This is a genomic window from Verrucomicrobiia bacterium, from assembly GCA_035495615.1.
Taxonomy (GTDB): domain Bacteria; phylum Omnitrophota; class Omnitrophia; order Omnitrophales; family Aquincolibacteriaceae; genus DATJFP01.
Window position 1 is genome coordinate 37,432 of record DATJFP010000036.1, and the last position, 25,836, is coordinate 63,267.

A 25,836-nucleotide genomic window follows, 5' to 3' on the forward strand; every position below is an offset into this window, starting at 1 on the left:
ACTTCTTCCCGTACCGGACAACTTTTATGGCGTCATTCTGGAAGAAAATCCGCAAAGACTTCCCCAATGCGCGCCGCTCTGTCTACTTGGACCACGCCGCCGGCGGCCCGGTTCCCGCTCCCGTCGCTTCCCGCATCAAACAGCACCTCGAAGAAAACGCCCGCGAGGCGGACTTTGCCTGGCCTCGCTGGACGCGCCAACTGGATGAAGCGCGCGAAAAAGCGGCGCGTTTCATTAATGCAGACCCGGACGAAGTCGCCTTCATCCAGAGCACGTCGCAGGGCATGAACTACATTGCCGACATGGCCGCGGGCGAAGGCAAAGTCCTCGCGAGCACGAGCGAATTCCCGTCGTCCACGCTGCCTTGGCTGTGGCGCAAGGCGCGCATGGTCTTCCAGACGCCAAAAGGCCCGGGCGTCATGCCGGCGGAAATCAAAAAGGTTCTTCCCGGCGTCAAAACAATCCTTACGAGTTACGTTCAATACGCCACCGGTTTTCGGCAGGACCTCGAAGCGCTCGGCAAAATGAAGGGGAATCGCTTTCTCGCCGTGAACGCGACGCAGGGTTTCGGCGTGCTGCCCGTGGACGTCAAAAAATGGAACGCGGATTTTCTTTGCACGAACAGCTACAAGTGGCTGATGGCCGGCTACGGCGGCGGCCTCCTGTACGTGCGCCGGAAATGGCTGAAGAAATACAAGCCCGCTTCCCTCGGCTGGCGGAGCGTTGTCGACTCGGATAAAATGGACAACCGAAACACGCGGGCGCGGGCCGAGGCGGCGCGCTACGAGTTCGGGTGCTCGAGCTTTTCCACGATTTTCGCCGTGACCGCCGCGATCGATTATCTGTCCGGCATCGGCATGCGGAAAATCGAGGAACGGGTACTGGAATTGACCGATTTTGCCGTTGAACAGTTGCAAAGGAAGGGGTTCCGCATCCTTTCCTCGCTGGAAAGAAAGCACCGGTCCGGCATCGTGATCGTGGGCGTGGAAAATCCCGAACCGGTGTGGCGCCGGCTGCTGGGGAGCGGAATTTTTACGACCGTGCGCGGCGGCGGCCTCCGGCTTGCGCCGCATTTCTACAATTCCATGGAAGAAATCGAATTTTTCGTGAAAACCCTCGCCCAATGCCGGGACAAGCAAGGGGCGAAAAGAAAGGCCGTATGAAAAAAAAAGCAGCCGTCTCAAAGAGCAAGGCATTCAGCGCGTTCGAGTCCGTGAATTTCTACCTGGAAAAGGCCTTTGATTTCCTCGGCTACAACGCGCCCATGCGCACGCTGCTGAAAACCCCCTGGCGCGAGATCCAGGTGATCGTGCCGGTCCGGATGGACAACGGCGAACTGCGGATCTTCGAAGGCTACCGCGTGCAGCACAGTGCCGCGCGCGGCCCGTACAAGGGCGGCATCCGTTACCATCCCGAAACCGATCTCGACGACGTGCGCGCGCTGTCGTCGCTCATGAGCTGGAAGACGGCGCTCGTCAACATCCCGTTCGGCGGAGCCAAGGGCGGCGTGCGCTGCGCGCCGGAAAAACTCTCGCCCCGCGAGCTGCAGACGCTTACGCGATCCTACATTAATAATATCCAGAGCGTGATCGGGCCTTACCACGACATCCCGGCCCCGGATGTGGGCACGAATTCCCAGGTCATGGCGTGGATCATGGACGAATACTCGATTACGCACGGCCACACGCCCGCGGTGGTGACGGGCAAGCCGCCTGCGCTCGGCGGCATGAAGGAAAGGGAAGAGGCGACGGGCCGCGGTGTCAGCCTGATCGCGGAAATGCTGTGCGAAGACCTGAAGCTCTCGCTCTCGCGCGCCACCTGCGCGGTCCAGGGTTTCGGCAATGTGGGTTCGCACGCGGCAAGGCTTCTTTGGGAAAAAGGCGTGAAGATCACCGCGGTGTCCGGCAAGGAAGGCGGGCTTCACAATCCCAAAGGACTCGATATCCCGGACCTTCTCAATCACGCGGCCAAGGGCGGTCTCCTGACCGATTATCCCGAGGCCGACGTCATGACCAACGAAGAATTGCTCGCGGCTAAATGCGATATCCTGATTCCCGCGGCGCTCGGCAACGTCCTCGACAAGACCAACGCCAAAAAAGTACGCGCGCGCGTGATCCTGGAAGGCGCCAATGGCCCGACGAATCCGGACGCGGACGATATTTTCGCGGAGAAAGGCGTGGTCGTGATCCCGGACATCCTGGCCAATGCCGGCGGCGTCATCGTGTCGTATTTCGAGTGGGTTCAGAACATCCAGCAGTATTCGTGGGAAAAATATCACATCAACCTGGAGCTGAAAAAAATCCTGACCAAGGCCTACCAGGACATGAAACAGTTTTCGCGCAAACACAAGGTGTCCTACCGCATCGCCTCGTTCATCCTGGGTGTCGGCCGCGTCGCCGAGGCGGAACGGCTGCGCGGAACATGACGCTTGCCCGACGCCGCTTTTTGTTTTTCTGCGCGCTCGCCGTTGCTTTTACGGTTTGCGTCGATAATCTCGTCGGCAAGGCGGTGGACCCTTATCTCGAAAGGCTGCTGGCCAATTTGTTCGGATGTCCCGTCCGGATCGAGGCGCTGCAAATGAACATCATTACCGGACGCGTGCACGTGTCCGGCTTCGAAATCCGCAATCCTCCCGGATTTTCCGAAACGCCGCACCTGTGGGCCAAGTCGCTTGATTTTTCCCTGGATTTTCTCGGGCTTCTGCAGCACAAGGTTCTGATTTCGAAGGTCACGTTTCAGGATCTTTTCTTCCTGATCGAGCGCCAGCAATTTCCGGACGACAAGTGGAGCAATATCAGGAAGTGGGTGCATCACATCCGTGACCGCAATGACGATAAGCCCGAAGGGCCGGAAGAAAGTCCGTCCTGGATCGTGGACATCGCGAAGATCGAGTTCCATAACAGCACCTTCATTTTCGACGACAGGACGCGGGCGGACCACGAAAACAGGTACGTGTTCGACAGGCTGGACGGCAGCCTCGACGGATTTCATTGGCCCACGGATTCGCCGACCGATCTCCACCAGAAGGTTCACGTCAAGGGAATCATGGGCGCCGACGGCCCTTCTACTCTCGAGATCGACGGCGACGCGAATTTCGCGACCAAGCACGTGAGTTTTGATTTGACCGGTTATGCCAAGGGCGGCAAAATTAACGAATACCGCCGGTTTTGGAAAGAATATCCGATCCAGGTGCAGGACGGAAAATTCGATCTGGCCATCCGCATGATCTGCATGGACCGCCAGATCAAGACGCAGACCATGCTCCGGCTTTATGAATTGAGCGTGATGCCCGGCGGCAAGCCCGCCGAGCTCTTCCTCGGCGTGCCGTATACCGCCGCGCTGGCGTTTTTGCAAAGCCAAAAAGAGATCCACCTGAAGATCCCGGTGTCCGGAGACATCCGTGAGCCGGAGTTCGAATTTAACCGCGCCTTCGGCCGCGCGTTCCAGGAATCGTTGAGCCATAAGATGCAGTCCGGCATCCGCGCGCTCACGGTCGCCCCGGTCATCCTGGCGGAAAAGACGGGCAAGGCTGTCACCGAAACCGTCGTCGGCACGCAGGAGAAGCTGACCGGCGGTCTGGAAAAGATTACTTCGTTTGTCGTGAAAAAAGAAGCGGAACCGAAAGAAGGGGAATCGAATGGAACGTAAATGCGGCTTTGTTTCTATCATCGGAAAGCCGAACGTCGGCAAATCCACGCTGCTTAATTCTCTGGTCGGCGAGAAACTCGCGGGCGTTTCGCCCAAGCCGCAGACGACGCGCGGCGTCACGCGCGGCATCGTCTCGCGCAAGGAAGGCCAGATCGTGTACCTGGACACGCCCGGGTTCCACAAGCCCGCGGACAGGCTCGGGGAATGGATGCTGCACGAAGTCGAACAGTCGCTCGAAGATTCCGACCTGATCTACTGGATGGTGCTGCCTCTGCGGCCCGAGGCGGCCGAATACCGCCTTGTGGAGCTTTTGAAAAAATCCGGGCTTCCGGTTTTTCTCCTCGTCAACCAGGTGGACAAGTTTCCCAAGCCGGATGTGCTTCCGGCGCTCGAGGCCTATTCCAAGCTGCATGACTTCAAGGAGCTCATCCCGATCTCGGCCAAGCAGGGCACGCAGGTGGATCTGCTCGTGCAAAAAACGCTCGAGCATCTTCCGGAAGGCGAGCCGATGTTTCCCGAAGACCAGCTCTCGGACCAGAACGTGCGGTTCATCGTAGGGGAACTCATCCGCGAGAAAATTTATCTCATGACCGGCCAGGAAGTGCCCTACGACACCGCGCTCATGATCGACGACTACAAGGAGCGCGAAGACGGGGTCGTGGAAGTCTATGCCACGTTCGTCGTGGAAAAAGAATCGCAGAAAGCGATCCTGATCGGCAAGCAGGGCACCAAGATGAAAGAGATCGGGCAGGCCGCGCGCCTGGACGTGGAAAATTTTCTGGGGAAAAGGGTTTTCCTGAAATTGTGGGTCAAGACCATGGAGCATTGGAAGCGGGACGCTTCCTCGCTCCGCCAGCTGGGGTACCAATAAATGAAGATCCTTGTTTTCGGCGCCGGATCCATCGGCATGACGTTCGGCGGTTTTCTTTCGCCGCGCCATGACGTGACGCTGCTCGGCCGCAAACCTCACATGGAAGCGGTGCGGCGGCGGGGCCTGCGCGTGGGCGGCATCTGGGGACGGCACGTTTTCCGCCGGCTGAAAACCGCGACGGATCCGCGTGCGCTGGGCCGCGATTATGACCTGATCCTTCTTACCGTCAAATCCTACGACACGGAAAAGGCCGCGCGCCGGCTCCGAAATCTTCTCGGGCCCAACACCGCCGTTGTGTCGCTTCAGAACGGCGTGGGAAACCTGGAAATCCTGCGGCGCCATCTGCCTGCGGACCGCGTCCTTGGGGCGCGCGTTATTTTCGGCGTCGTGATGAAGGGGCCGGCCGATCTTGAGGTGACGGTGATTGCCAAACCTACGGCCGTGGGCGAAGCCTCATTGAAAAAAATAACGCCGCGCGCGAAAAAAATCGCAGCCATGTTCGACCGCGCGGGCCTTCCGAGCGTGCCGGCCGCGGACATCCAGAGCGTGCTGTGGGCGAAGCTCGTCTACAACTGCGCGCTGAACCCGCTTGCGTCGCTTCTCGGATCAAATTATGGTTTTCTTGGCGACCACGGACTGACGCGCTCGCTCATGGACGAGATCATTGCCGAAGTTTACCGCGTGGCGCGCGCCGGAAGGGTTGTCATGAATCCTCCGAATGAGGCCGCGTACCGGAAATTATTTTACGGAAAGCTCGTGCCCAGCACCTACCATCACCACCCTTCCATGCTTCAGGACCTGCGGAACGGCAAGCGCACGGAGATCGAAGCCCTGAGCGGCGCGGTCGTGCGCATGGCCCGCAAAACCGGCAAGGCCGCGCCCGTCAATGAGTACCTCTGGAAGGCGATCCGCGAAAAGCAGGCGGGCATCAAAGAAAGGCCGCATGGCGTTTAACCTGCTCATGTGCCCGCCCGATTATTTCGAGGTGGCTTACGAAATCAATCCGTGGATGAGCATCGAGCGCCGCGTCCACCAGGAAGCCGCGCAAAAGCAGTGGCAGGATTATTACAATCTCCTGACCGGCACGCTGAAGGTGAAGGTGGAGCTGCTGGAGCCCGTGCGCGGGCTGCCGGACCTTGTCTTCACCGCGAACGGCGGCATCGTGCACAAACGGCTTTTTGTGCGCAGCAATTTCCGGCACAAGGAAAGAAAAGGCGAGGAGCCGTATTTCGAGAAGTGGTTCAAGAAAAAGGGCTACAAAGTGAAGACGATCGGCCGTCCGCTGTGTTTCGAAGGCGAAGGCGATGCGCTCATGATGGGCAAGGATTTGTACACGGGGTTTCATTTCCGTTCGGATGTCGAAGCGCATGACGCCGTGTCCGGCCATCTGAACCTGACCTACTTTGCGCTCGAGCTTTGCGACGAACGCTTTTATCATCTGGATACGTGCTTCGCGCCGCTCAACGAAAAGTCCGCGCTGGTTTATTTCCCGGCCTTCGAGCCGTACGCGCAGCTCGTCCTTTGGGAAAATGTTTCGGACCCGATCCAGGTTCCGGAAAACGAGGCCGTGCGCTTTGCGTGCAATGCCGTGGTGCTCGGCACCGACGTCGTGATGCCGGACGGATGCCCGCAGACGACGGCCGAGCTTGAAAAGCGGGGCTTTCGCGTGTATCCTCTCGACTTTTCCGAATTCATGAAAGCCGGCGGCGCGGCCAAGTGCCTCGTCTTGAAAATCTAAATTCCTCGAAATGGACGGGGACAGGTCTTTAGACCTGTCCCCACAGGTTCGAATGCACAAGGCCGGTGGGATGCGCGCCGGCCTTAAAGGCAAGGTATGGAACTCAACAAAAAAGCCGTGGCGCTTCTTTCGGGAGGGCTCGATTCCATGCTGGCCATCTGCCTGATGCGCGAGCAGGGGATCGAAGTGCATGCCCTGAACATCCAGACCATGTTCGGCTGCTGCAAGGACGACGCGCGTCAGGCCGCGCATGATCTCGGCGTCGACTTCGCGGTGCTGAAGGTGGGCGACGATTACCTGAACCTCGTCCGCAGCCCGAAATACGGGCATGGCCGCGGCATCAACCCGTGCGTGGATTGCCGCATTTACATGTTCGACCTGGCCAAAAAATACATGGCGCAGACAGGCGCATCGTTTCTCGTGACCGGCGAAGTCCTGAACCAGCGCCCCATGTCCCAGAAGATGAGCGATTTCGTCACGATCGAAGCGGACTCGGGGCTCGAAGGGCTGATCGTGCGGCCGCTTTCAGCCAAGCGCCTGCCGGTCACGCGGCCGGAAAAGGAAGGCATGCTCGATCGCGCGAAGATGCTTGGGCTTCAGGGCCGTTCACGCGTGCGGCTTATCGCGATCGCCAAGCGCTACGGCATCATGAATCCGCCGGCGCCTTCGTCGGGCTGTTCGCTCGTGGCGCCGGAATTTGCGCAAAAAGTACGCGACATCTTCGAGCATGCCGACGATTACCAGCGCTGGGAATTCGAGATCCTGAAAATGGGGAGGCATTTTCGTTTGTCGCCGCGCTCGCGCGTGATCCTGGGGCGCAACGAAGAGCAAAACCAGTATTTTGAATACCTGCATCCCGAAGGCACGGTGCTCATGACGCCGCAGAATTTCGAAGGACCGGCCGCGCTCGTCGTGGGGCCCGAAGCCCGTGAAAATTTGAAAGAGGCGGCCGCGCTCATCCTGCGTTTTTCCCGCAAGCCTTTCCCGGAAGAGGCGCGGGTGCAGGCCGAATGCGGCGCAGCCCTCGAAACCGTTTCTGTTACCGAACCCACAAGTGATGAACAATTCGAAAAGGTAAGGATCGTATGAAATCAAAACCCGAAATCAAAACCGTGATCTTCGACCTCGGCAACGTGCTGCTCAACTTCGACGCCCGGCGCTCCGCGCTGCGCTTTTCCAAGGAATGCAAGGTCTCCGTGACCCGGGCCTGGACCCATTTCTTCACTTCCAAGACCGAAAAGGCGTACACGCGCGGCGAAATTACCTGCCGCCAGTTTTACGAGCACGCGCGCGAGGTCCTCAAAATGCCTGTCGATTTCAAGACGTTCAAGCATTACTGGAACGACATCTTCTGGGAAAACGAAGGCATGGACGATCTTCTGGCCGACCTGTCGAAGCGGTATCCGCTTTATCTGATCTCGAACACGAACAAAATGCATTTCGATCACATCAAAAAGAATTTTAAAATTCTCCGCCACTTCAAAAAGACCTACCCTTCCCACGAGGTCGGCGCGCGCAAGCCGGATGTCATCATTTACGAGCGCGTCCTGGCCAAGATCGGCTACAAGCCGGAAGAGACCGTGTTCGTGGACGATAAGCGCGAATTCATCAAGGGCGCGAAAGAGGCGGGCATGAACGGCATCATCTTCCGCAGCAAGAAGCAGCTCATCCGCGACCTGAAAAAGCTCGGCGTCAAAATTTAATCGGTCCGGATTCCGGGCTTCCTTTCTTTTTTTCGCGTTTTAAAAATCAGCGCGGCGTCCGTCCGCCTACAATGGATGGATGACCGCATTTGTTTCCTCCTGCGCGGGCCGCCTGATCCTGGCCATGGTTCCCGGGCAGTTCATCCTTCCCGAACAGGCGCCGGAGGTCCGAGTCATCCTCGAAAAAATTTGCCGGCGCGCCGGGATTCCGGTTCCGGGTCTTTACGTGATCGCAAGCGCCGGCGGATATGCGTTCACCGTACGCGGCCCGCGCGGCCATGTGATCGCGCTCTCGCAGGGGCTTTTCGAAATCCTCAACCGCGAAGAATTTGAAGGGCTCCTTGCCCATGAAGCCGCTCACATTGTCCGGGGCGACGTGTCCCGGTCGGCGATTGCCGCGGCCGGGCTGGCGTTACTTTCCAGGATGGCCGCAATCGTGCGCTGGACCGTGGCCGCCTCAGGCGAGGGAGGAAACCCGGACCGCCATCCTTTAGTCCTCCTGGCCGAGGCCCTGCTCTTTCCGTTCCGCGCGCTGGTGCGTCATGCGCTGGTTCCCCGGAACCGCGAAGAAAGGGCGGATGAGGCGTCTCTTGCCTGGTCCGGCCATCCGCTTTATCTCGCGGGCGCGCTCAAAAAAATGGAAGCGCGGAACCGGCGGTTTCCGAATCCGGCACTGCGGGAAGACCTGGCGCATTTGCCGCCTCTGGACCCTTGCCCCGGCGGCGGATTTTTCCGGCTGAAAGGGACGCATCCCCGCCTGGAAGCGCGCCTCGCCCGTCTTGAAAAAGCGGGCCGTTATAAAGACGCCGTCTGATTTTTCCCTTAACTTATCGAAGGTATTGACGTTAAAAGGGGGAGCCATTAAACTAACCGGGAATTCAGCACCGAACTTATCTTTTTTGGACGAAAGGAGCCGTTATGGCGTATGTAATCATCGAAAAATGTTTGGGCGAACGTTATGCTTCCTGCGTGGCCGTGTGTCCGGTTGACTGCATTTATCCCGGCGATTATAACGGCGAAGAATTCATGGTGATCGATCCCGCTATCTGCATTACCTGCGGCGCCTGCCTTCCCGAATGTCCGATCGGGGCCATCGTGGAATCTGAGGATTACAGCCCCGAATGGGCCAAGATCAATGCCGAGCTCTCTCCGGCCTATAAAGAACACCCCAAAGTGCCGGAACGTGCGAAAGACGATCCTCCCCGCAAACCGGGCAACAAGCTGGTCAATTAATTTCGTCCGAGAGGCCGGAGGCCGGTTCAAGCCATGAGATCAAGCGGGGCCCTATGCCAAACGCCAATCTTTTAGACTCCGGATCGCAGGACCCTCTCGAAAAACTCCTCCGCCAGTACATCGAAGAATTCATCACGCATAACCGCGCCGCGCGCGTGGTCTCCCAGGGCCTCAAGTGCATCGGCATCGGCTTCCGTCCCATCGTGGACCACATCACGTTCCGCACGCTGAACGTCGACGGCCGGGCCAGGGAATTTTTGCCTTTCGGCTACGAGTACGATGCCAAGCTCGGCGTGATCGAGTACGACACCTGGTGGGCGAAGGTCTACCGCAAGGCGGGGTACCCCGCGATTTTCATCGACCAGGCGTATGATTTGCCGCGCGGAAAAGGGTCCCTGATTCCCGAATGGGTGAAGACTTTCGGCGACAAAGGCCTGCATCACGTGGCGATTCTCGTCGACGACATCGAATCCGCGGTTTTTTATCTCGAGAAGCAGAACGTGCCTTTTGCCGGCAGCATCGTGGGCGACCGGGGCGCGGACCTCCGCCAGATTTTTTCCGAACCCGAACAGCGCGAGGGCAAGCCGTATACGGTCCTCGAGCTCACCGAGCGCCACCGCGGCTACGCGGGCTTTCTTCCTCCCCAGGCCGAGGGCCTGATGCAGTCCACGCGAGGAAAAAAATAGCCCGTGTGCCTGCAAACGCTTCCATGCCTTCAATAGGCCTCCTGCATTCTGGGCCTAGGGGGACAGATCTAAAGACCTGTCCCCGTCCATGCTGACATAATCCCCGCTCCCCATGCCCCTTGCCCGTTTATGGTTGTTCCGCTATCATGAGGCCCATGATTATCGGTCTTACGGGTAAAAACGGGGCAGGCAAGGGCGAGGTGGCCAAATTCCTCCAGGAACGGGGCTATGCTTATTATTCCCTTTCCGACATGCTGCGCGAAGAAGCCGCCCGGGAAGGCAAAGAAGTCACCCGGGACATCCTCGTGGAACTGGGCAACCGGCTGCGGGAAGAGAGGGGGCCCGGCGTACTGGCCGAAAAGGTCATCATGAAGCTGGATCCCGAAAAACATTATGTCATTGATTCGGTCCGGCATCCTTCCGAAGTCCAGGTCCTGCGGCGCCGGGCGGATTTTATCCTGGCCAGCGTTCGCGCGCCGGAAAAACTCCGCTTTGAACGCCTGCGCCAGCGCAAACGCGAAAGCGACCCCCTGACTTACGAACAGTTTCTCGAGCTCGAGCAGAAAGAATCCGCCAGCCAGAACACAAGCCATCAGCAGCTCGACCGCACGATCTCCATGGCCGACGTGGTCGTGGACAACACGGGCCCGCTGAAGGCGCTGCATGAACGCGTGCGCGAAATCCTTCTGGAATTTTCCAAAAAAGAAATGCGGCCGAACTGGGACGATTACTTCATGGGCATCGCAAAAGTCGTGGCGCTCCGCTCTAATTGCATCAAGCGCAAGGTCGCGGCCGTCATCGCCAAAGACAAGCGCATCATTTCCACGGGTTACAATGGCACGCCGCGCGGCGTGAAAAACTGTTCCGAGGGCGGATGCCCGCGCTGCAACACGATCGGGACGTCCGGCCAGGCGCTGGAAGAATGCTACTGTTCGCACGCGGAAGAAAACGCGATCGTGCAGTCGGCCTACCACGGCGTGAACATCAAGGGCTCGGTGCTCTACACGACGTTTTCCCCGTGCCTGATGTGCACGAAAATGATCATCAACGCCGGCATCCACGAGGTCGTCTACAACGTGAGTTATCCGATGAGCGATACGTCGCTGGCGCTTTTGCAGCAGGCGGGCGTCGGCGTGAAGCAGCTTGCCGTCAATTCCGCTTCGGGAGCGTTTTGATATGATCAAGGACGAAGCGGCCAAAAGTGCGGGCATCATCCGCAAGAGCTTCGGGCTCAAGAAAGACATCCTGCCCCAGCTCAAAGCCACCTACGACAGCCCGCTGATCGACCGCATCAAGACGCAGAATTTCCGGCTGGAAGCCGGCCGGCTCACGATCTGCCTGGCCCAGGAGTTCGGCTTCTGCTACGGCGTGGACCGCGCCATCGACTACGCTTACGAGACCAAGGCGAAATTTCCGGACCGCCGCATTTTCCTCACCAACGAAATCATCCACAATCCGCGCGTGAACGCGAAGCTGCAGGAGCTCGGCATCCAGTTTCTGGCCCAGGACCCCGCGGACGGCGTGACAATCAACGACCTCACGCCGCAGGACGTGGTGCTGATCCCGGCCTTCGGCAATCCCATGATCGAGCTCGAGCATCTCCAGAAAAGGGGATGCGTGCTCGTCGACACGACCTGCGGGTCGGTGATGAGCGTTTGGAAGCGCGTGGAATCCTACAGCCGCGACGGCTTCACGGCCGTCATCCACGGCAAATACGACCACGAAGAGACACTGGCGACAAGTTCGCGCGCCAAAAAATACGTGATCGTGCGCGACAAGGAACAGGCGCAGAAGGTCTGCGATTTCATCCGCGGGAAGTTCGGCCGCGAAGAATTCATGCGCGAATTCGAGCGCGCGCTTTCGCCGGGCTTTGATCCCGCGGCGGACCTGCAGCACATCGGCTGCGCGAACCAGACCACGATGCTCTCCAGCGAATCGCTCGAGATCGCGAACATGCTCCAGCAGTCCATGACCGAAGTCTGCGGCGTGGAAGAGACCTGCCGCCGCTTCCGCCACTTCGACACAATCTGTTCCGCGACGCAGGACCGCCAGGACGCGGTGCTCCGGCTCGTGCGCGAAGACGTGGATCTCATGGTCGTCGTCGGCGGCTACAATTCGAGCAACACCGGGCATCTCGTCGAGATCTCGCTCGGCTTTTGCCCGGCGTATCACATCAAAGACGCCGAATGCATCCTTTCCGCGGACCTCCTCCAGCACAAGAAGGTGATGAGCAAAGACATCATTGAAACGCGCAACTGGCTGCCGGAAGGCCCGGTGAAGCTCGGCATCACGGCCGGCGCTTCTACGCCGAACAAAGTCATCGAAGAAGTAATGGAGCGTATCCTGCAGGTGGCGAACGTTTCGCCCGAAGGAGCATGATGGCCAAATCCGTCACGGTGTACACGACCCAATTCTGTCCGTATTGCTCGCGCGCGAAAAGCGTGCTCAAGCAAAAGAGCATCGCCTTCAAAGAAGTCGACCTCACGAACGATCCCGAACAAAGAGAGAAGATCTCAAGCCAGACCGGATGGACGACGGTGCCCATGATTTTCATCGGTGAGGAATTCATCGGCGGCTGCGACGACCTCGTGGCGCTGGACCGCCAGGGCAAGCTCGAAGAGAAAGTCCGGGGCTAACCTATCCCATGAAATTTCAAGGATTTAGAACGCCGCCCCTGCGCGCCTTTAGTCTAGAATTGTCTTGATCTCAGGAGGGGGCGTTGCTATTATAAGGCCCCTATTTTTTAAGTAAACGTCTTACAAATGGACCACTTATGCTGAAGCCTTTCGCCACAAAACTTGACGAGGCCGTCCTCAAAAAACTGGACGAACTTGCCCAGAAGACACGGATCCCCAAATCGCGCCTCTGCCATCAGGCCATCGAGCTTCTTGTCGACCATTACGATCAGCGGGAAAAGAAGTTAGCGCTGGCCGAGCGGATTTACCAGGAAGATGCCAGCTTGGTCGCTTCAGGCAGCTCCGCGTCTGAAAAGACTTTCTGAGTTTAACCCATCCGGCAGGAAGGTTAACCAGGTCGGGCAGCAGGCCGGGTGTCATCAACGGAGGGCCGTTCTATGACACTGAAAGATATTTTGGGCGTCAAAGGGAATGCTGTTTGGACCGTGAGCAAAAGCCAGACCGTACGCGAGGCCGTGGAGCTTCTGGTCGGCCGTAACATCGGGGCGCTGGTCGTGCTCGACGGCAACGCAAGAGTCGCGGGGATTATTTCCGAAAGGGATATCCTTCGCGGCGGCCATGAAAACGGCGAGGGTTTTCAGGACCTTCCCGTGAGCCGCCTGATGACACGCAAGGTGATCGTGGGACGGCCGGAAGACGACATTCAGACCATCATGAATGTCATGACGCACAGCCGGATACGGCACGTGCCGGTGATGAAAGACGGAGCGCTGCAGGGCATTGTTTCGATCGGCGACATCGTGAAGTCGCTCTTGCAGGATTCGGAAGACCAGATCCAGACGTTGAAAGAATTTATTTACGGACCCGTAATGTAACAGGGGACCTGCCGCGCAAAGACCCCGCTTTGACAAAGCACGGAAGCCCGCATCAATCGGTTGACACGATTCGTAAAATACCCCAGAATGTGCGGAAAAATTTGGCCTCCTTACAACCCATGATGACGAAAAGACCCCCAAAACAAGGGCTTTACGACCCTCAGTTCGAACACGACGCCTGCGGCGTTGGATTTGTCGTCAACGTCAAAGGACGCAAATCCCACGAAATCGTCCGCCAGGCGCTCACCGTTCTTTTGAATCTGCGCCACCGCGGCGCCTGCGGCTGCGAAACCAACACCGGCGACGGCGCCGGCATTCTGCTTCAGATTCCGCATACCTTTTTGAGAGAGGCCTGTATCGGCATCGGGATACGCCTTCCGTCGGCCGGGGAATACGGCGTGGGCATGGTGTTTCTGCCGCCCGATCCCAAACAGCGCAAGGCCTGCGAAAAAGTGGTCGAGGACATTATTAAGGAAGAAGGGCAGACGCTGCTCGGCTGGCGCACGGTTCCGACCGACAACAGCACCCTCGGCCCCACGGCCAAAGCCAGTGAACCGTTCGTCCGCCAGCTTTTCATCGGACGTAATGCGAAGCTGCAGGACGACATGGCCTTCGAGCGCAAACTCTACGTGATCCGCAAGCGCGCCGAGAACATGCTCCGCTACGGCGGCGTGAAGGGCGGCGAATACTTCTACGTTTCCAGCCTTTCCTATAAAACGATGGCCTACAAAGGCATGCTCATGTCCGAGCAGGTGGACGCCTTTTATCCCGAGCTCGAGCATCCGGCCATGGAAAGCGCGCTTGCCCTCGTGCATTCGCGCTTCAGCACGAACACGTTTCCGAGCTGGGACCGCGCGCACCCCTACCGCTACGTCGCGCACAACGGCGAGATCAACACGCTGCGCGGCAACGTCAACTGGATGCACGCGCGCCAGGCCCAGTGCGCTTCCGACCTTTTCAAAGACGACATGAAGAAAATCCTTCCCGTGATCCAGCCCGACGGCAGCGACTCGGCCATGTTCGACAACTGCCTCGAATTTCTGGTGCTCGGCGGCCGCTCGCTTCCGCATGCGATGATGATGATGATTCCCGAACCCTGGTCGGGCCACGAGACCATGAGCGATGCGAAAAAGGCCTTCTATGAATATCATGCCTCCATGATGGAGCCCTGGGACGGCCCGGCCTCCGTCGCTTTTACCGACGGCACGCGCATCGGCGCCACGCTCGACCGAAACGGCCTGCGTCCTTCGCGTTACTACGTGACCAAAGACGACCTCGTGGTCATGGCCTCCGAAGTCGGTGTGCTCGACATCGACGCCGAACGCATCGTCCAGAAGGGCAGGCTCCAGCCCGGCCGCATGTTCCTGATCGACACCGAGCAGGGCCGTATCATCGCGGATGAGGAAATCAAAAATAAAATCGCGACCGAGCAGCCGTACCGCGTTTGGCTGAACGACAATCTCGTGAGCCTCGACCACCTCCCGGACGCGCCGGCCATGCACGAGCCGGATCACAAGACCGTACTCATCCGCCAGCAGGCGTTCGGTTTCACGTTCGAAGACCTGCGCTTCATCATTTCGCCCATGGGGCGCGACGGCGTCGAGCCCGTCGGTTCGATGGGAACAGACACGCCGCTCGCTGTGCTGTCCAACAAGCCGCAGCTTCTTTACAGCTACTTCAAGCAGCTGTTCGCGCAGGTGACCAACCCGCCGATCGACTGCATCCGCGAGGAAATTGTGACATCCACAGGCCAGACGCTTGGTCCCGAGCGCAATCTCCTCATGCCGGAGCCGAAGAGCTGCCGCCAGATCAAATTGAACAGCCCGATCCTGACAAATGAGGAATTCGAGAAGCTGCGCCAGATCAACCACCGCGACTTCAGATCGGTGACGCTGCCGATTCTTTACAATCCGGACAAGGGCGGAAAGGCACTGGAAGCCGCGCTTGCAAAAATGTTCCAGCTCGCGGACCGGGCCATCAAGAACAACGTGAACATCCTCGTGCTGAGCGACCGGGGCATCGACCATAAAAAAGCGCCGATTCCCGCGCTTCTGGCCGTCGCCGGATTGCATCATCATCTGATCCGCCAGGGCACCCGCACGAAAGTCGGTCTTCTTCTCGAGTCGGGCGAGCCGCGCGAAGTGCATCATTTCGCCCTGTTGATCGGTTATGGTGTGGGCGCCGTGAACCCGTATCTTGCTTTCGAAACGCTCGATGACCTCATCCGCCAGGGCATCCTCGTGGGCCGCACGCACAAAGATGCCGTGAAAAATTACGCCAAGGCGCTGGCCAAGGGCGTGGTGAAGACCATGTCGAAGATGGGCATCTCGACCATCGCCAGCTACTGCGGCGCGCAGATCTTCGAGGCGGTCGGCCTTAATAAGGAAGTCGTGGACAAGTATTTTACCTGGACCGCGTCCCGCATCGAAGGCGCCGGGATCGAGGAAATCAACGAAGAAGTGCGCCGCCGCCACCGCCACGCGTTCCCGGAACGCCAGGTGAACGGCCAGACGCTCGACGCGGGCGGCCAATACCAGTGGCGCAAGGACGGTGAATATCATCTCTTCAATCCCGAGACCGTGCACAAGCTCCAGAAGTCCGTGCGCACGAAAGACTACAAGGTCTTCAAGGAATACACCAAGTCCGTGGACGAACAGTCCCGGCATTACTGCACGCTGCGAGGCCTTCTTGAATTCAATCTGGATGGCTTGAAGCCGGTGCCGCTCGAAGAGGTCGAGCCCGTGGAAACCATCGTGAAGCGTTTCAAGACCGGCGCCATGTCCTACGGTTCCATCAGCAAGGAAGCGCATGAAAGCCTCGCCATTGCCATGAACCGCATCGGCGGCAGAAGCAACACAGGTGAAGGCGGCGAAGATCCGGCGCGTTACACGCTGGACCCGAACGGCGATTCGCGCAACAGCGCAATCAAACAGGTGGCTTCAGGCCGTTTCGGCGTGACGAGCGAGTACCTCGTGCAGGCGAAAGAATTGCAGATCAAAATGGCGCAGGGCGCCAAGCCGGGCGAAGGCGGGCAGCTTCCGGGCACGAAAGTGTATCCGTGGATCGCGAAAGTGCGTCTTTCCACGCCGGGCGTGGGCCTTATTTCGCCGCCGCCGCACCACGACATCTATTCCATCGAAGACCTCGCGGAGCTCATCCATGACCTCAAAAACTCGAACCACTACGCGCGCATCAGCGTGAAGCTCGTCGCTGAAGTCGGCGTAGGTACGATCGCCGCGGGTGTCGCCAAGGCGCACGCGGACGTTGTCCTCATCAGCGGCTACGACGGCGGCACGGGCGCTTCGCCGCTTTCCAGCATCAAGCACGCGGGCATTCCGTGGGAGCTGGGGCTTGCCGAAACGCATCAGACGCTCGTCCTGAACAATCTCCGCGACCGCATCGCGGTCGAAACCGACGGCCAGCTGAAGACCGGACGCGACGTGGCCATTGCCGCGCTGCTCGGAGCCGAGGAATTCGGCTTTGCGACGTCGCCGCTCGTCGCGCTCGGCTGCATCATGATGCGCGTCTGCCATCTGAACACGTGTCCGGTCGGCGTGGCCACCCAGGACCCGGAGCTGCGCAAGAAATTCACGGGAGATCCGGCGCACGTCGTCAATTTCATGTTTTTCATCGCGCAGGAACTGCGTGAGATCATGGCCCAGCTCGGCTTCCGCACGCTGAACGAAATGATCGGCCGCGCGGACAGGCTGAACCCGAAAAAAGCCGTGGATCATTGGAAGGCCAAGGGGCTGGATTTCTCGAAGATCCTTTATCAGCCCAAGGTGCCGGATTCGGTGGGCCGCTACTGCAAGGTGAAGCAGGACCATGGCCTGGAAAACGCGCTGGACAACCGCGTGCTGCTCGATCTCTGCGAGCCCGCGCTTTCGCGGAAGGAACCCGTCAAGGCGACGCTCCCGATTCGTAACACGAACCGCGTGGTCGGCACGATCCTCGGCAGCGAAGTCACGCGCCGCCACGGGCCGCAGGGGCTTCCGGACAATACCATCCATCTTCATTTCACCGGCTCGGCCGGACAGAGTTTCGGGGCTTTCATGCCGCGCGGCATGACGCTGGAACTCGAAGGCGACGCCAACGACTACGTGGGCAAGGGCCTTTCGGGCGGCCGCATCATCGTGTATCCGCCGCAGAAGGCGACCTTCGTGGCCGAAGAAAACATCATCATCGGAAACGTGGCGTTTTATGGCGCCACGACGGGCGAAGCTTACATCCGCGGCATGGCGGGCGAGCGCTTCTGCGTGCGTAATAGCGGCGTCCATGCGGTCGTCGAATCTGTGGGCGATCACGGCTGCGAATACATGACCGGCGGTAAGGTCGTGGTGCTCGGCGCCACGGGCCGCAATTTCGCGGCCGGCATGTCGGGCGGCGTCGCGTACGTGCTGGACGCCGCGGGCACGTTTCCCCAGAACTGCAACAAGCAGATGGTGGAACTGGAATCCCTGAACGATCCGAACGAAATCGAAGAGCTGCGCGCCATCATCCGCCGCCACGCGGATTACACGAAAAGCAAGCGCGCCGAGCAGATCCTCAACCTGTGGGAAGAAATGGTCCCGAAGTTCGTGAAGGTTCTCCCCAAAGATTACAAGAGAGTCCTGCAGGCTCTCGAACGCGTCAAAGGCGCCGGTCTCAGCGGCGACGAGGCCATCATGGCGGCGTTCGAAGAAAATGCGCGCGACCTTTCTCGCATTGGTGGCAATTAGACCATGGGAAAGCCTACAGGTTTCATCGAAATTCCCCGCCAGCTTCCGCATGACCGCGATCCGAAGGACCGCATCAAGGATTGGGGCGAATTTCACGAGCACATGGCGGTTCCCAAACTCCAGGAGCAGGGCGCCCGCTGCATGGACTGCGGCATTCCCTTTTGCCACACGGGCACGCTGCTTTCCGGCATGGCGTCCGGATGCCCGGTCAACAACCTGATTCCTGAGTGGAACGATCTCGTCTACCGCGGCCTGTGGCGTGAAGCGCTCGACCGCCTGCACAAGACCAACAATTTTCCCGAATTTACCGGCCGCGTCTGTCCCGCGCCCTGCGAAGGCTCCTGCGTCGTGGGCATCAGCCAGCCGCCGGTCACGATCAAGAACATCGAATGCTCCATCATCGACAAAGGCTTTGAAGAAGGCTGGGTGGTTGCCGAGCCTCCGGCCAAGCGCACGGGCAAGAAGGTCGCCGTGGTGGGTTCCGGACCCGCGGGCCTCGCGGCCGCGGCGCAGCTCAACAAGGCCGGGCATCTGGTCACGGTCTTCGAGCGCGCGGACCGCATCGGCGGGCTGCTCATGTACGGGATTCCGAACATGAAGCTCGACAAAAAATACGTGCAGCGCCGCGTGGACCTCATGACGGCTGAAGGCGTGCAGTTCGTCACCAACACCGAAGTCGGCAAAAATTATCCCTCGGAAAAGCTCCTGAAGGATTTCGATGCCGTGGTGCTCGCCGGCGGCGCGACCAAGCCGCGCGACCTTCCGATCGAAGGCCGTAACCTGAAGGGCATCCATTTCGCGATGGAGTTCCTGCACCGCAACACGAAGAGCCTGCTCGACAAGAAGCAGAGCGCTGATTTTATTTCCGCCGAAGGCAAAGACGTCATTGTGATCGGCGGCGGCGACACGGGCACGGACTGCGTCGGCACCTCGATGCGCCACAAATGCAAAAGCCTCGTGCAGCTGGAAATCCTTCCCAAGCCGCCGATGGAACGCGCGTCGAACAATCCGTGGCCGGAATGGCCGAAGGTCTACAAGCTCGATTACGGTCAGGAAGAAGCCAAGGCCGTCTACGGCGACGACCCGCGCCAGTACCTCGTGACCGCCAGGCGTTTCATCCCGGACGAAAAGGGGAACGTGAAGCAGCTGGAAATCGTGAAGGTCGAATGGGCCAAGGACGACAAAGGCCGTTTTATTCCAAAAGAAATCCCGGGCTCGGAAAAACTCCTGCCGGCAAGTCTTGTGCTGCTTGCAATGGGGTTTTTAGGACCGGAAGATACGGTGCTCGCGGACCTGAAGGTCGAACGTGACGAGCGTTCGAACGCGAAGGCCGAGCATGGCAAGTTTGCTACGAACATCAAGGGCGTTTTCGCGGCGGGCGATATGCGCCGCGGCCAAAGCCTCATCGTGTGGGCCATCAACGAAGGACGCGGCGCCGCGCGCTCGGTCGACGAATACCTGATGGGCTACTCCGACCTTCCCGCCAGCTCCCCGGCGAACTAACCTACCCGCTTACCGGCATCGCTTCCGTCAAGAATCCGCTTTCATAGGAGCCATGCGCGTACTCCAAAGCAGGAAAAAAAATCCTACCGCCGCAGGAAACACCAGCACCCACATGGCTTTTTGCATTCCGATCGCGTCTGAGGCCAGGCTGTAGAGCAGGCTCGCGATCACCGAGACTTTCGTCGTAAGTCCGTAAAGCCCGAAATATTCCCCGATTTTCTGCGAAGGCACCATATCGACGAGCGCCTTGCGGCCCGCCGCCCAGACGCCGGACACGGCGAAGGCGCCGCAGGTGTAGATAAGGACTGAGAAAATCCGGAGCGGAATCGGCTGCGTCATCATGATCAGCATGAACGCGAGCGCGACCGTGGAAGCCAGAAAAGTTTTCATGGCGCCCAGCTTGTCGGTCAGAAAGCCCGAGATCACGCCCCCGAAAAAAGCGCAGACGTTCAGGATCATCATGACCGACACCATTTTTCCCTGCCCCAGATGGAAGACTTCCCGAAGATACACGGAAACCCACGAGATCGTGCTGTTGACCGCGTCCACGACGAAGAAATTGCCCGCGAGAAAAAGCAGGACTTTGGGATTTGCCGGCAGGCCGCGAACGGTGCGGGCCAGCTGCTTCCAGGGGTCCCAAAAATTCCGGAGCGTCACGGGCTGAGGATTTTCCACGGTCCTTTCGGGCAGGAAAAGAAAAAGCGGCAGGCTCGAGAGGGAAAAAAGCACCGCGGCAAGGAGGAACACGCTGGGCCTTCCGAGAGTATGGTCGGCCCAGTTCATGAACGGCAGGGTGGAGACCACGCCGAAATAACCCAGGCCCACGCCGAGCCCGGAAGCGAATCCCTGTTTTTCCTCGGGCGCCGCGACCGGCAGCAGCGCATTGTAAAAAACGAGCGAGACGTGGAAGAAAATGCAGGCGCAGGCGTAGTAAAGCATCAGCCAGCCCACGGGACGCGTGAAAAAAAGCAACGCGCAGAAAACCACACAGAGAAAAGTCGACCGCATGAGATAGGCCTTGGTCTTGCCGGTCTGGTCGCTTTGGGCCCCGGCGAGCGGCGTGAGAAGGCCGGCGAAGATCATGGAAGCCGTGGTCGCCATGCCGAGCGAGCGGTTCGTGCCGGTCAGCGACGTAAGGTAAAGCGGGAAGTAAAAAGTGATGACCGTGGCGGAAAAGATGGTGTTGGCAAAATCGTAAAAAGCCCAGCTCCAGAGCCGGGTGCGGGGTCCAGGAAACGTTCCCATGAAGATTTTCTATCATGGATTTCGCCGAAACGCAATACCGTAAAGTATGGAATGGGCGTTGGTTCTGTCTTCTTAACTACCTTTTAGGAAGAGGGCGTCAGCGGATTGTGTGATTTGTAAGAAAGGTGCGGAGACGGGTAACCTTTAATTGGGGAATTTCGTATTTGAGAGGATAAAGTTATGGAACCGAGACGGGCATCACCTGTCACGTCGGAATCTGGATTTACGCTGATCGAGCTGATGATCACGATGGCTGTCGTGCTCGTGGCTCTCGTCGGCTACGTGGCCGCGAACATCGCCGTGCAGCAGGCTTCCAATGCCGCCTTCCAGAACACCGTCGCCTTGCAGGACGCAAACCGCGTCATCGAGCAGATGCGCAACACGTCCGTCGGCGGCACATTCCCCGGAAACGTGACCGCGGTTTATCCCAACAACGGGGCCGTGGCCGGCTTCAATAATTTGACGAACGAAGCGATCACCGTGTCTTACTCGGACGCCACCGCGAATCCGCTGACCGTAACCGTGTCGGTGAGCTGGCTCGAAAACGGGCGGAGGAACGTGAACACGGCGCTTAGGACTTTGATCACGCAGAGGAGTTAGCATGAACCTGAAAATGGGACGCGACAACCGCGGCTTTACGCTGGTCGAAATGATGATTACGGTCGGCATTTCGAGCATGCTTGCTTACTCCATCTTCGCGGTGATGCGCGCGGGCCAGGAACAGTCCAATTCGTCCCAGCTCCAGATGACGATTTACGATTCGGCAAGAGAAGGGCTTTATAAGATGACCCAGGAGCTCAGGCTCAGCGCTCCAGACCGCGTGACTATTACCAATGGGGGAGCGGGCATTCAGTTCCGCGTTCCGGACCCGGACAACCCGACAAACGCGGACTTTTCAATCAATTGGAACGGATCGACGCTCGTGACGTATTCGGTCGGAGGCACCGGCGGGACGCAAATCCTGCGTACGACTTCCACAGGCCAGAATACGGTCATCGCCAACGACGTCGTCGGAATCAATTTTGCGGGAAACGGGGCTCAGCCGACCCTCGTCACCGTGACCATGAGCGTGCAGAGGACGATGAACAACAACCGTGTCATCCCGGCTAATCCGCTTCAGGTGACCGGTCAGGCGGAAATACGCAATGCCTGAAAAGAGGCATTTATGAAAAAACTATTTCATGCCGTGTCTAAAATGTATGCAAGGATCAAAGACGCCGCGCACCGGGCGGAGAAAGGCTTTATCCTGACCACGGTGTACGGCCTTCTCGCGGTCATGGCGATTTTCTCGCTGGCGCTTTTTTCGAGGAACATCAACTTTCTAAGCGCCACCGAGCGCAACCAGAACAAAGTCGTGGCCTTCAACATGGCCGAGTCGGCCGTGGACCTTGCGCTGACCCAGCTCGGGCAGGACCCGGCCTACGCCGGAACCGGTTATATTTCCATGTCCGCGGGAGCGATGCAGGGCGGCTATGACGTGACCGTGACGACGCCCGGCGCGCATCCGGACATCCGCCTGATTCAGGCTACGGGATACGCGCCTGATAATTCCGCCGCTTCGCGGGCTCAGGAGAACCGTGGGATCTCCGTTTACGCGCAGATCACTCAGCAGAGCTATTTCGATTTTGCGGTCTTTTCCAAAGAGGGCATGCACATCAACGGCGGCCCCACGATCGACAGCTACGATTCGAGCCTCGGCGCGTATGGCGGCGGCAATGCCGGCCAAAACGGCGATATTGGCACGGACAGCACCGGCTCGAGCACGGTCGGCGTCGAGAACACCATCAACATCGACGGCAACGCCGTGATCAAAGGCGACGTGATGGTGGGCCCGGGTGCCAATCCGGATAACGTCATCGACCTCGGCCACAACGTGACGCTCACCGGCACCAAAGGCTCGGAGGATTACAAACGGGATTATGAACCCATCACGAGCAACGCCACGAATCTCGGAGCGCTGAGCCTGAGTGGAAGCACCACGCAGTATTTGGGGCCGGGCACGTATCACTATTCGAGTCTCAGCATTTCCGGTCAGGCCAAACTCATTCCGACCGGGCCTGTCGTGATTTATGTCGACGGCGCTGTCAGCATCGGCGGTAATGGCGTGGCCACTTCGAGCAACCTGCCGCCCAACTTTCTGCTGTACGCAGCCTCGACCAGCGTTGCCATTTCCGGTAACGGGAATTTCTACGGCGGGGTTTACGCGCCCAACGCGGACGTGAGCGTGAGCGGGAACGGGCAGATCTTCGGCGGCCTCGTCGGCAAAACGTATCATCAGACGGGCAACGCCAACATTCATTACGACGAAGCGTTGAAGAACACGGGCGGAAGCGCGAACGGCCCTATTACCGTCAAGTCCTGGCAGGAAAAGAACACGACGGCGTGGCAGACCACGTCTTCGGGCAGCCCGGACGGCGGAGGATAAACCGCGACCTGCTACACTTTATAGAAACACGTACTTGGAGCTCCGATGATCAAAAGTTTGAAAGATGAGCGCGGTTTTATCCTGATCATGGCCTATGGGCTGATCTCGGCGCTGGCCATTTTCTCGCTGGCCCTTTTTTCCCGCAACACCAGCTTTCTGAATTCCACCGAGCGCAATCAAAACAAAGTCGTCGCCTTCAACATGGCGGAAGCGGGCGTGGATATGGCCATTACCCAGCTGGCCACGGACACGACTTATGAAGGCGCCGCGTATAGTTCCATGACGAGCGGCCCGATGCAGGGCGGCTATGACGTCACGGTCACGACTCCGGACAATGCGCCCAATACCCGGCTCATCGTGGCGCGGGGTTACGCGCCGGACAATGTTTCCACCTCGCGTGCCTACGAGACGCGCAATATCACGGTTTATGCGGAGATCGGCACCCAAAACATGTTCGACTTCGCGGTCTTTGCCGACCAGAGCCTGCAGCTCACCGGCAACGCCACGGTCGACAGCTACAATTCCACGGTCGGCGCCTACGGCGGCGCCAACAAAGCCTCGAATGGCGACGTCGGCACCAACAGCACCGGTTCCAGCACCGTGACTCTCAACGGCAATGCCACCATCAAAGGGGACGCCCAGGTCGGGCCGAACGGAAATCCCGCGAGCGTGATCAGCCTCACGGGAAACGCGGCCATTACCGGCGTCAAATCCGCGGCCCCGGCTTTGAAAGATTTCCCGACTCAGTCAAGCAACAGCGCTTCGCTCGGAGCCCTGACCCTGAGCGGGAACACGACGCGCGTCATCGGGGCCGGCACCTACCGTTTTTCTTCCATCAGCATCACGGGCAATGCGACGCTTCAGGCCACCGGACCGGTGGACATTTACGTGGACGGCCCGGTCAAGATCGCGGGCAACGGCATTTCCACCCAGGCCAATACGCCTCCGAATTTTTTGCTTTTCGTGACGACTGCCGATGATGTCCAGCTTTCGGGCAACGGTAATTTTTACGGCGGGATTTATGCGCCTCTTTCCCATGTAAAAAACACGGGGAACGGCGAGCTCTATGGCGCCGTTGTTTCCGATACCTACCAACAGACCGGCAACGGCAACGTGCATTACGACGAAGCCATGCGCGACGCCGGCGGCGTCGGCAGTAACGGCGTCAGCCTGGTTTCCTGGCGCGAAGAAAACACCGCGGCCTGGCAGACCACCTCAAGCTCCGGCAGCTGATCTCCTCTTCCTGTTCCCTTGACCCGCCCTTCAGAAGCCGATATCATTCTTTCTTATGCAATTGCGCGGGAAAACGGTGCTTATCACGGGCGGGGCTTTGAGGATCGGGCGGGCCATTGCCCTCGATCTGGCCCGGCAGGGCGCGGTGATTGTCCTTCACTACAACCGTTCCGCCCAGCACGCGCGCGCGCTCCAAAAAGAAATCCGTTCGCTCGGAGGCGAGGCTGTTCTGGCCCAGGCGGATTTTGCGCGTGCTCCTTCGGCCGCGGCCGTTTCGAAGTTCGTGAAGCAGCTGGCTCGCAAGGCCGGACGGATCGACGTCCTGGTTAATAATGCCTCGATTTTTTATCCTACGCGCCTGGACCGCGTGCGGCAAAAGGACTGGGACGATTTCATGAACGTGAACCTGGCCGCGCCTTTTTTCCTGGCGCGCGAGCTGGGGCTCGCCATGAAAAAAAGGAAATCCGGGAAAATCATCAATCTCGTGGATTGGACGGCTTTTCATCCGCATCCGGATTATCTGCCGTACGCGATTTCCAAAGCGGGGCTGCAGGCCGCAACCGTGGGCCTCGCGCGCGCGCTGGCTCCGGAAGTGCAGGTCAACAGCATCGCACCCGGCCCAATCCTGCCGTCGCGCGGCATGACCGCGGCCCAGAAAAAGGCCGTGACGCAGCGGACGCTCGCCAAACGTTTCGGCGCGCCCGCGGACATTGCCGCGGCCGTCCGGTTTCTGGTCGAAGGCACGGATTACGTCACTGGCGCCTGCATTCCCGTTGATGGAGGGAGCCTCATCGCCTGACACGCGGGCATGGACGGGGACAGTCCCCACGGGTGTGAATGCATACGGCCCATTGCGAGCATGGGAACGTTTGCAAGCATGATTAAATTAGGAGCAATTAAATGTTCACAGTCGGAAGGGAAATCCATTTCAGCTACGGCCACCGCCTGATCAACTATCAAGGCAAGTGCGCGCGCCTGCACGGGCACACGGGGCGCGTCGTGATCGAAATCGCGAGCCCTCAGCTCGATGCCAAAGGCATGGTCACGGATTTTTTCGAGATCAAAACGAAAATCGGCGCCTGGATCGACGGCCACCTCGACCACCGCATGATCCTGAGCGACAAGGACCCTCTCGTGGAAACGCTCCGCCAAAAAGGGGAAGAGATCGTCGTCATGCCGGAAAATCCCACGGCCGAAGCGCTGGCCCGCTGGATTTACAAGGAAGCCCGGAAGTTAAATCTCCCCGTTTCCCGCGTCACGCTTTGGGAAACCGAAAATTCATTCGCCGTTTACCAGGAGCCGTAGGCTCCTTCAGTTTTCTC

25 protein-coding genes are annotated in these 25,836 nt (G+C 59.0%); 24 read left to right on the forward strand and 1 reads right to left on the reverse strand.

The genetic code is table 11. The features are described from left to right. Window positions 1–26: 26 nt before the first annotated feature. The 18 genes from VL688_04690 to VL688_04775 all read left to right on the forward strand — a co-directional run bounded on the left by VL688_04690 (window position 27) and on the right by VL688_04775 (window position 19,611). On the forward strand, window positions 27–1,163 hold the full coding sequence (locus tag VL688_04690) for an aminotransferase class V-fold PLP-dependent enzyme (GenBank protein ID HTL47341.1): 1,137 nt from the start codon (window positions 27–29) through the stop codon (window positions 1,161–1,163). After that, window positions 1,160–2,425 carry a Glu/Leu/Phe/Val dehydrogenase dimerization domain-containing protein gene (locus VL688_04695; protein HTL47342.1) on the forward strand — a complete coding sequence of 422 codons (1,266 nt, stop codon included), beginning with the start codon at window positions 1,160–1,162 and terminating at the stop codon, window positions 2,423–2,425. Before VL688_04690 ends, VL688_04695 begins: the two co-directional genes overlap by 4 nt. Beyond that, window positions 2,422–3,648, forward strand: coding sequence for a DUF748 domain-containing protein (locus VL688_04700; GenBank protein ID HTL47343.1), 1,227 nt, complete (start codon window positions 2,422–2,424; stop codon window positions 3,646–3,648). The genes VL688_04695 and VL688_04700 overlap by 4 nt, the downstream gene beginning before the upstream one ends. Then, a complete protein-coding gene (gene era / locus VL688_04705; protein HTL47344.1) occupies window positions 3,638–4,519 on the forward strand; it encodes a GTPase Era in 882 nt (293 codons plus the stop codon). Before VL688_04700 ends, era begins: the two co-directional genes overlap by 11 nt. Beyond that, the gene (locus tag VL688_04710; GenBank protein ID HTL47345.1) at window positions 4,520–5,473 is read left to right on the forward strand and encodes a 2-dehydropantoate 2-reductase; all 954 of its coding nucleotides are present in this window, start codon (window positions 4,520–4,522) and stop codon (window positions 5,471–5,473) included. Beyond that, entirely contained in the window at window positions 5,463–6,257 is a 795-nt protein-coding gene (locus VL688_04715; protein HTL47346.1) for an arginine deiminase-related protein, read from the forward strand. The genes VL688_04710 and VL688_04715 overlap by 11 nt, the downstream gene beginning before the upstream one ends. A gap of 96 nt (window positions 6,258–6,353) precedes the next feature. After that, window positions 6,354–7,346 carry a hypothetical protein gene (locus VL688_04720; protein ID HTL47347.1) on the forward strand — a complete coding sequence of 331 codons (993 nt, stop codon included), beginning with the start codon at window positions 6,354–6,356 and terminating at the stop codon, window positions 7,344–7,346. Further along, entirely contained in the window at window positions 7,343–7,960 is a 618-nt protein-coding gene (locus tag VL688_04725; protein ID HTL47348.1) for an HAD family phosphatase, read from the forward strand. Before VL688_04720 ends, VL688_04725 begins: the two co-directional genes overlap by 4 nt. Before the next feature lie 79 nt (window positions 7,961–8,039). Further along, the gene (locus tag VL688_04730; GenBank protein ID HTL47349.1) at window positions 8,040–8,774 is read left to right on the forward strand and encodes a M48 family metalloprotease; all 735 of its coding nucleotides are present in this window, start codon (window positions 8,040–8,042) and stop codon (window positions 8,772–8,774) included. A gap of 104 nt (window positions 8,775–8,878) precedes the next feature. Next, window positions 8,879–9,193, forward strand: coding sequence for a ferredoxin family protein (locus VL688_04735; protein HTL47350.1), 315 nt, complete (start codon window positions 8,879–8,881; stop codon window positions 9,191–9,193). 53 nt (window positions 9,194–9,246) lie between these two features. Continuing rightward, window positions 9,247–9,879, forward strand: coding sequence for a hypothetical protein (locus VL688_04740; GenBank protein HTL47351.1), 633 nt, complete (start codon window positions 9,247–9,249; stop codon window positions 9,877–9,879). A 155-nt stretch (window positions 9,880–10,034) separates the two neighbouring features. Further along, complete coding sequence (locus VL688_04745; protein HTL47352.1) at window positions 10,035–11,054, forward strand: deaminase; 1,020 nt, start codon at window positions 10,035–10,037, stop codon at window positions 11,052–11,054. A 1-nt stretch (window position 11,055) separates the two neighbouring features. Continuing rightward, complete coding sequence (locus VL688_04750; protein HTL47353.1) at window positions 11,056–12,258, forward strand: 4-hydroxy-3-methylbut-2-enyl diphosphate reductase; 1,203 nt, start codon at window positions 11,056–11,058, stop codon at window positions 12,256–12,258. After that, window positions 12,258–12,515, forward strand: a complete 258-nt coding sequence (grxC, locus tag VL688_04755) for a glutaredoxin 3 (protein HTL47354.1) — start codon at window positions 12,258–12,260, stop codon at window positions 12,513–12,515. Before VL688_04750 ends, grxC begins: the two co-directional genes overlap by 1 nt. 137 nt (window positions 12,516–12,652) lie before the next feature. Further along, complete coding sequence (locus tag VL688_04760; GenBank protein HTL47355.1) at window positions 12,653–12,880, forward strand: ribbon-helix-helix domain-containing protein; 228 nt, start codon at window positions 12,653–12,655, stop codon at window positions 12,878–12,880. 72 nt (window positions 12,881–12,952) lie between these two features. Beyond that, window positions 12,953–13,390: a CBS domain-containing protein gene (locus VL688_04765; protein HTL47356.1), complete on the forward strand. Its 438-nt coding sequence runs from the start codon at window positions 12,953–12,955 to the stop codon at window positions 13,388–13,390. Window positions 13,391–13,509: 119 nt separating this feature from the next. Beyond that, complete coding sequence (gltB, locus tag VL688_04770; GenBank protein ID HTL47357.1) at window positions 13,510–18,108, forward strand: glutamate synthase large subunit; 4,599 nt, start codon at window positions 13,510–13,512, stop codon at window positions 18,106–18,108. Window positions 18,109–18,111: 3 nt separating this feature from the next. Continuing rightward, window positions 18,112–19,611, forward strand: coding sequence for a glutamate synthase subunit beta (locus tag VL688_04775; protein ID HTL47358.1), 1,500 nt, complete (start codon window positions 18,112–18,114; stop codon window positions 19,609–19,611). A gap of 27 nt (window positions 19,612–19,638) precedes the next feature. Here VL688_04775 and VL688_04780 read toward each other — a convergent pair whose 3' ends face one another. Further along, the gene (locus tag VL688_04780) at window positions 19,639–20,856 is read right to left on the reverse strand and encodes an MFS transporter (GenBank protein HTL47359.1); all 1,218 of its coding nucleotides are present in this window, start codon (window positions 20,854–20,856) and stop codon (window positions 19,639–19,641) included. 180 nt (window positions 20,857–21,036) lie between these two features. Here VL688_04780 and VL688_04785 point away from each other — a divergent pair, with 180 nt between their 5' ends. The 6 genes from VL688_04785 (at window position 21,037) to VL688_04810 (ending at window position 25,819) form a co-directional block, all read left to right on the forward strand. Further along, window positions 21,037–21,456 (forward strand): prepilin-type N-terminal cleavage/methylation domain-containing protein, encoded by a 420-nt coding sequence (locus VL688_04785; protein HTL47360.1) that lies wholly within the window; start codon window positions 21,037–21,039, stop codon window positions 21,454–21,456. Between the two features lies 1 nt (window position 21,457). Beyond that, complete coding sequence (locus VL688_04790; GenBank protein HTL47361.1) at window positions 21,458–22,009, forward strand: prepilin-type N-terminal cleavage/methylation domain-containing protein; 552 nt, start codon at window positions 21,458–21,460, stop codon at window positions 22,007–22,009. Window positions 22,010–22,021: 12 nt separating this feature from the next. Further along, on the forward strand, window positions 22,022–23,281 hold the full coding sequence (locus VL688_04795) for a collagen-binding domain-containing protein (protein ID HTL47362.1): 1,260 nt from the start codon (window positions 22,022–22,024) through the stop codon (window positions 23,279–23,281). Between the two features lie 45 nt (window positions 23,282–23,326). Next, window positions 23,327–24,514, forward strand: coding sequence for a collagen-binding domain-containing protein (locus tag VL688_04800; protein ID HTL47363.1), 1,188 nt, complete (start codon window positions 23,327–23,329; stop codon window positions 24,512–24,514). A 76-nt stretch (window positions 24,515–24,590) separates the two neighbouring features. Then, the gene (locus VL688_04805) at window positions 24,591–25,313 is read left to right on the forward strand and encodes an SDR family oxidoreductase (protein HTL47364.1); all 723 of its coding nucleotides are present in this window, start codon (window positions 24,591–24,593) and stop codon (window positions 25,311–25,313) included. Between the two features lie 101 nt (window positions 25,314–25,414). Then, entirely contained in the window at window positions 25,415–25,819 is a 405-nt protein-coding gene (locus VL688_04810; protein HTL47365.1) for a 6-carboxytetrahydropterin synthase, read from the forward strand. Window positions 25,820–25,836: the final 17 nt, after the last annotated feature.

Bases quoted from the DNA above. Each gene is read 5' to 3' on its own strand.
- VL688_04690 (HTL47341.1), top strand. From the start codon at position 27: ATGGCGTCATTCTGGAAGAAAATCCGCAAAGACTTCCCCAATGCGCGC.
- VL688_04695 (HTL47342.1), top strand. From the start codon at position 1,160: ATGAAAAAAAAAGCAGCCGTCTCAAAGAGCAAGGCATTCAGCGCGTTC.
- VL688_04700 (HTL47343.1), top strand. From the start codon at position 2,422: ATGACGCTTGCCCGACGCCGCTTTTTGTTTTTCTGCGCGCTCGCCGTT.
- era (HTL47344.1), top strand. From the start codon at position 3,638: ATGGAACGTAAATGCGGCTTTGTTTCTATCATCGGAAAGCCGAACGTC.
- VL688_04710 (HTL47345.1), top strand. From the start codon at position 4,520: ATGAAGATCCTTGTTTTCGGCGCCGGATCCATCGGCATGACGTTCGGC.
- VL688_04715 (HTL47346.1), top strand. From the start codon at position 5,463: ATGGCGTTTAACCTGCTCATGTGCCCGCCCGATTATTTCGAGGTGGCT.
- VL688_04720 (HTL47347.1), top strand. From the start codon at position 6,354: ATGGAACTCAACAAAAAAGCCGTGGCGCTTCTTTCGGGAGGGCTCGAT.
- VL688_04725 (HTL47348.1), top strand. From the start codon at position 7,343: ATGAAATCAAAACCCGAAATCAAAACCGTGATCTTCGACCTCGGCAAC.
- VL688_04730 (HTL47349.1), top strand. From the start codon at position 8,040: ATGACCGCATTTGTTTCCTCCTGCGCGGGCCGCCTGATCCTGGCCATG.
- VL688_04735 (HTL47350.1), top strand. From the start codon at position 8,879: ATGGCGTATGTAATCATCGAAAAATGTTTGGGCGAACGTTATGCTTCC.
- VL688_04740 (HTL47351.1), top strand. From the start codon at position 9,247: ATGCCAAACGCCAATCTTTTAGACTCCGGATCGCAGGACCCTCTCGAA.
- VL688_04745 (HTL47352.1), top strand. From the start codon at position 10,035: ATGATTATCGGTCTTACGGGTAAAAACGGGGCAGGCAAGGGCGAGGTG.
- VL688_04750 (HTL47353.1), top strand. From the start codon at position 11,056: ATGATCAAGGACGAAGCGGCCAAAAGTGCGGGCATCATCCGCAAGAGC.
- grxC (HTL47354.1), top strand. From the start codon at position 12,258: ATGGCCAAATCCGTCACGGTGTACACGACCCAATTCTGTCCGTATTGC.
- VL688_04760 (HTL47355.1), top strand. From the start codon at position 12,653: ATGCTGAAGCCTTTCGCCACAAAACTTGACGAGGCCGTCCTCAAAAAA.
- VL688_04765 (HTL47356.1), top strand. From the start codon at position 12,953: ATGACACTGAAAGATATTTTGGGCGTCAAAGGGAATGCTGTTTGGACC.
- gltB (HTL47357.1), top strand. From the start codon at position 13,510: ATGATGACGAAAAGACCCCCAAAACAAGGGCTTTACGACCCTCAGTTC.
- VL688_04775 (HTL47358.1), top strand. From the start codon at position 18,112: ATGGGAAAGCCTACAGGTTTCATCGAAATTCCCCGCCAGCTTCCGCAT.
- VL688_04780 (HTL47359.1), bottom strand. From the start codon at position 20,856: ATGGGAACGTTTCCTGGACCCCGCACCCGGCTCTGGAGCTGGGCTTTT.
- VL688_04785 (HTL47360.1), top strand. From the start codon at position 21,037: ATGGAACCGAGACGGGCATCACCTGTCACGTCGGAATCTGGATTTACG.
- VL688_04790 (HTL47361.1), top strand. From the start codon at position 21,458: ATGAACCTGAAAATGGGACGCGACAACCGCGGCTTTACGCTGGTCGAA.
- VL688_04795 (HTL47362.1), top strand. From the start codon at position 22,022: ATGAAAAAACTATTTCATGCCGTGTCTAAAATGTATGCAAGGATCAAA.
- VL688_04800 (HTL47363.1), top strand. From the start codon at position 23,327: ATGATCAAAAGTTTGAAAGATGAGCGCGGTTTTATCCTGATCATGGCC.
- VL688_04810 (HTL47365.1), top strand. From the start codon at position 25,415: ATGTTCACAGTCGGAAGGGAAATCCATTTCAGCTACGGCCACCGCCTG.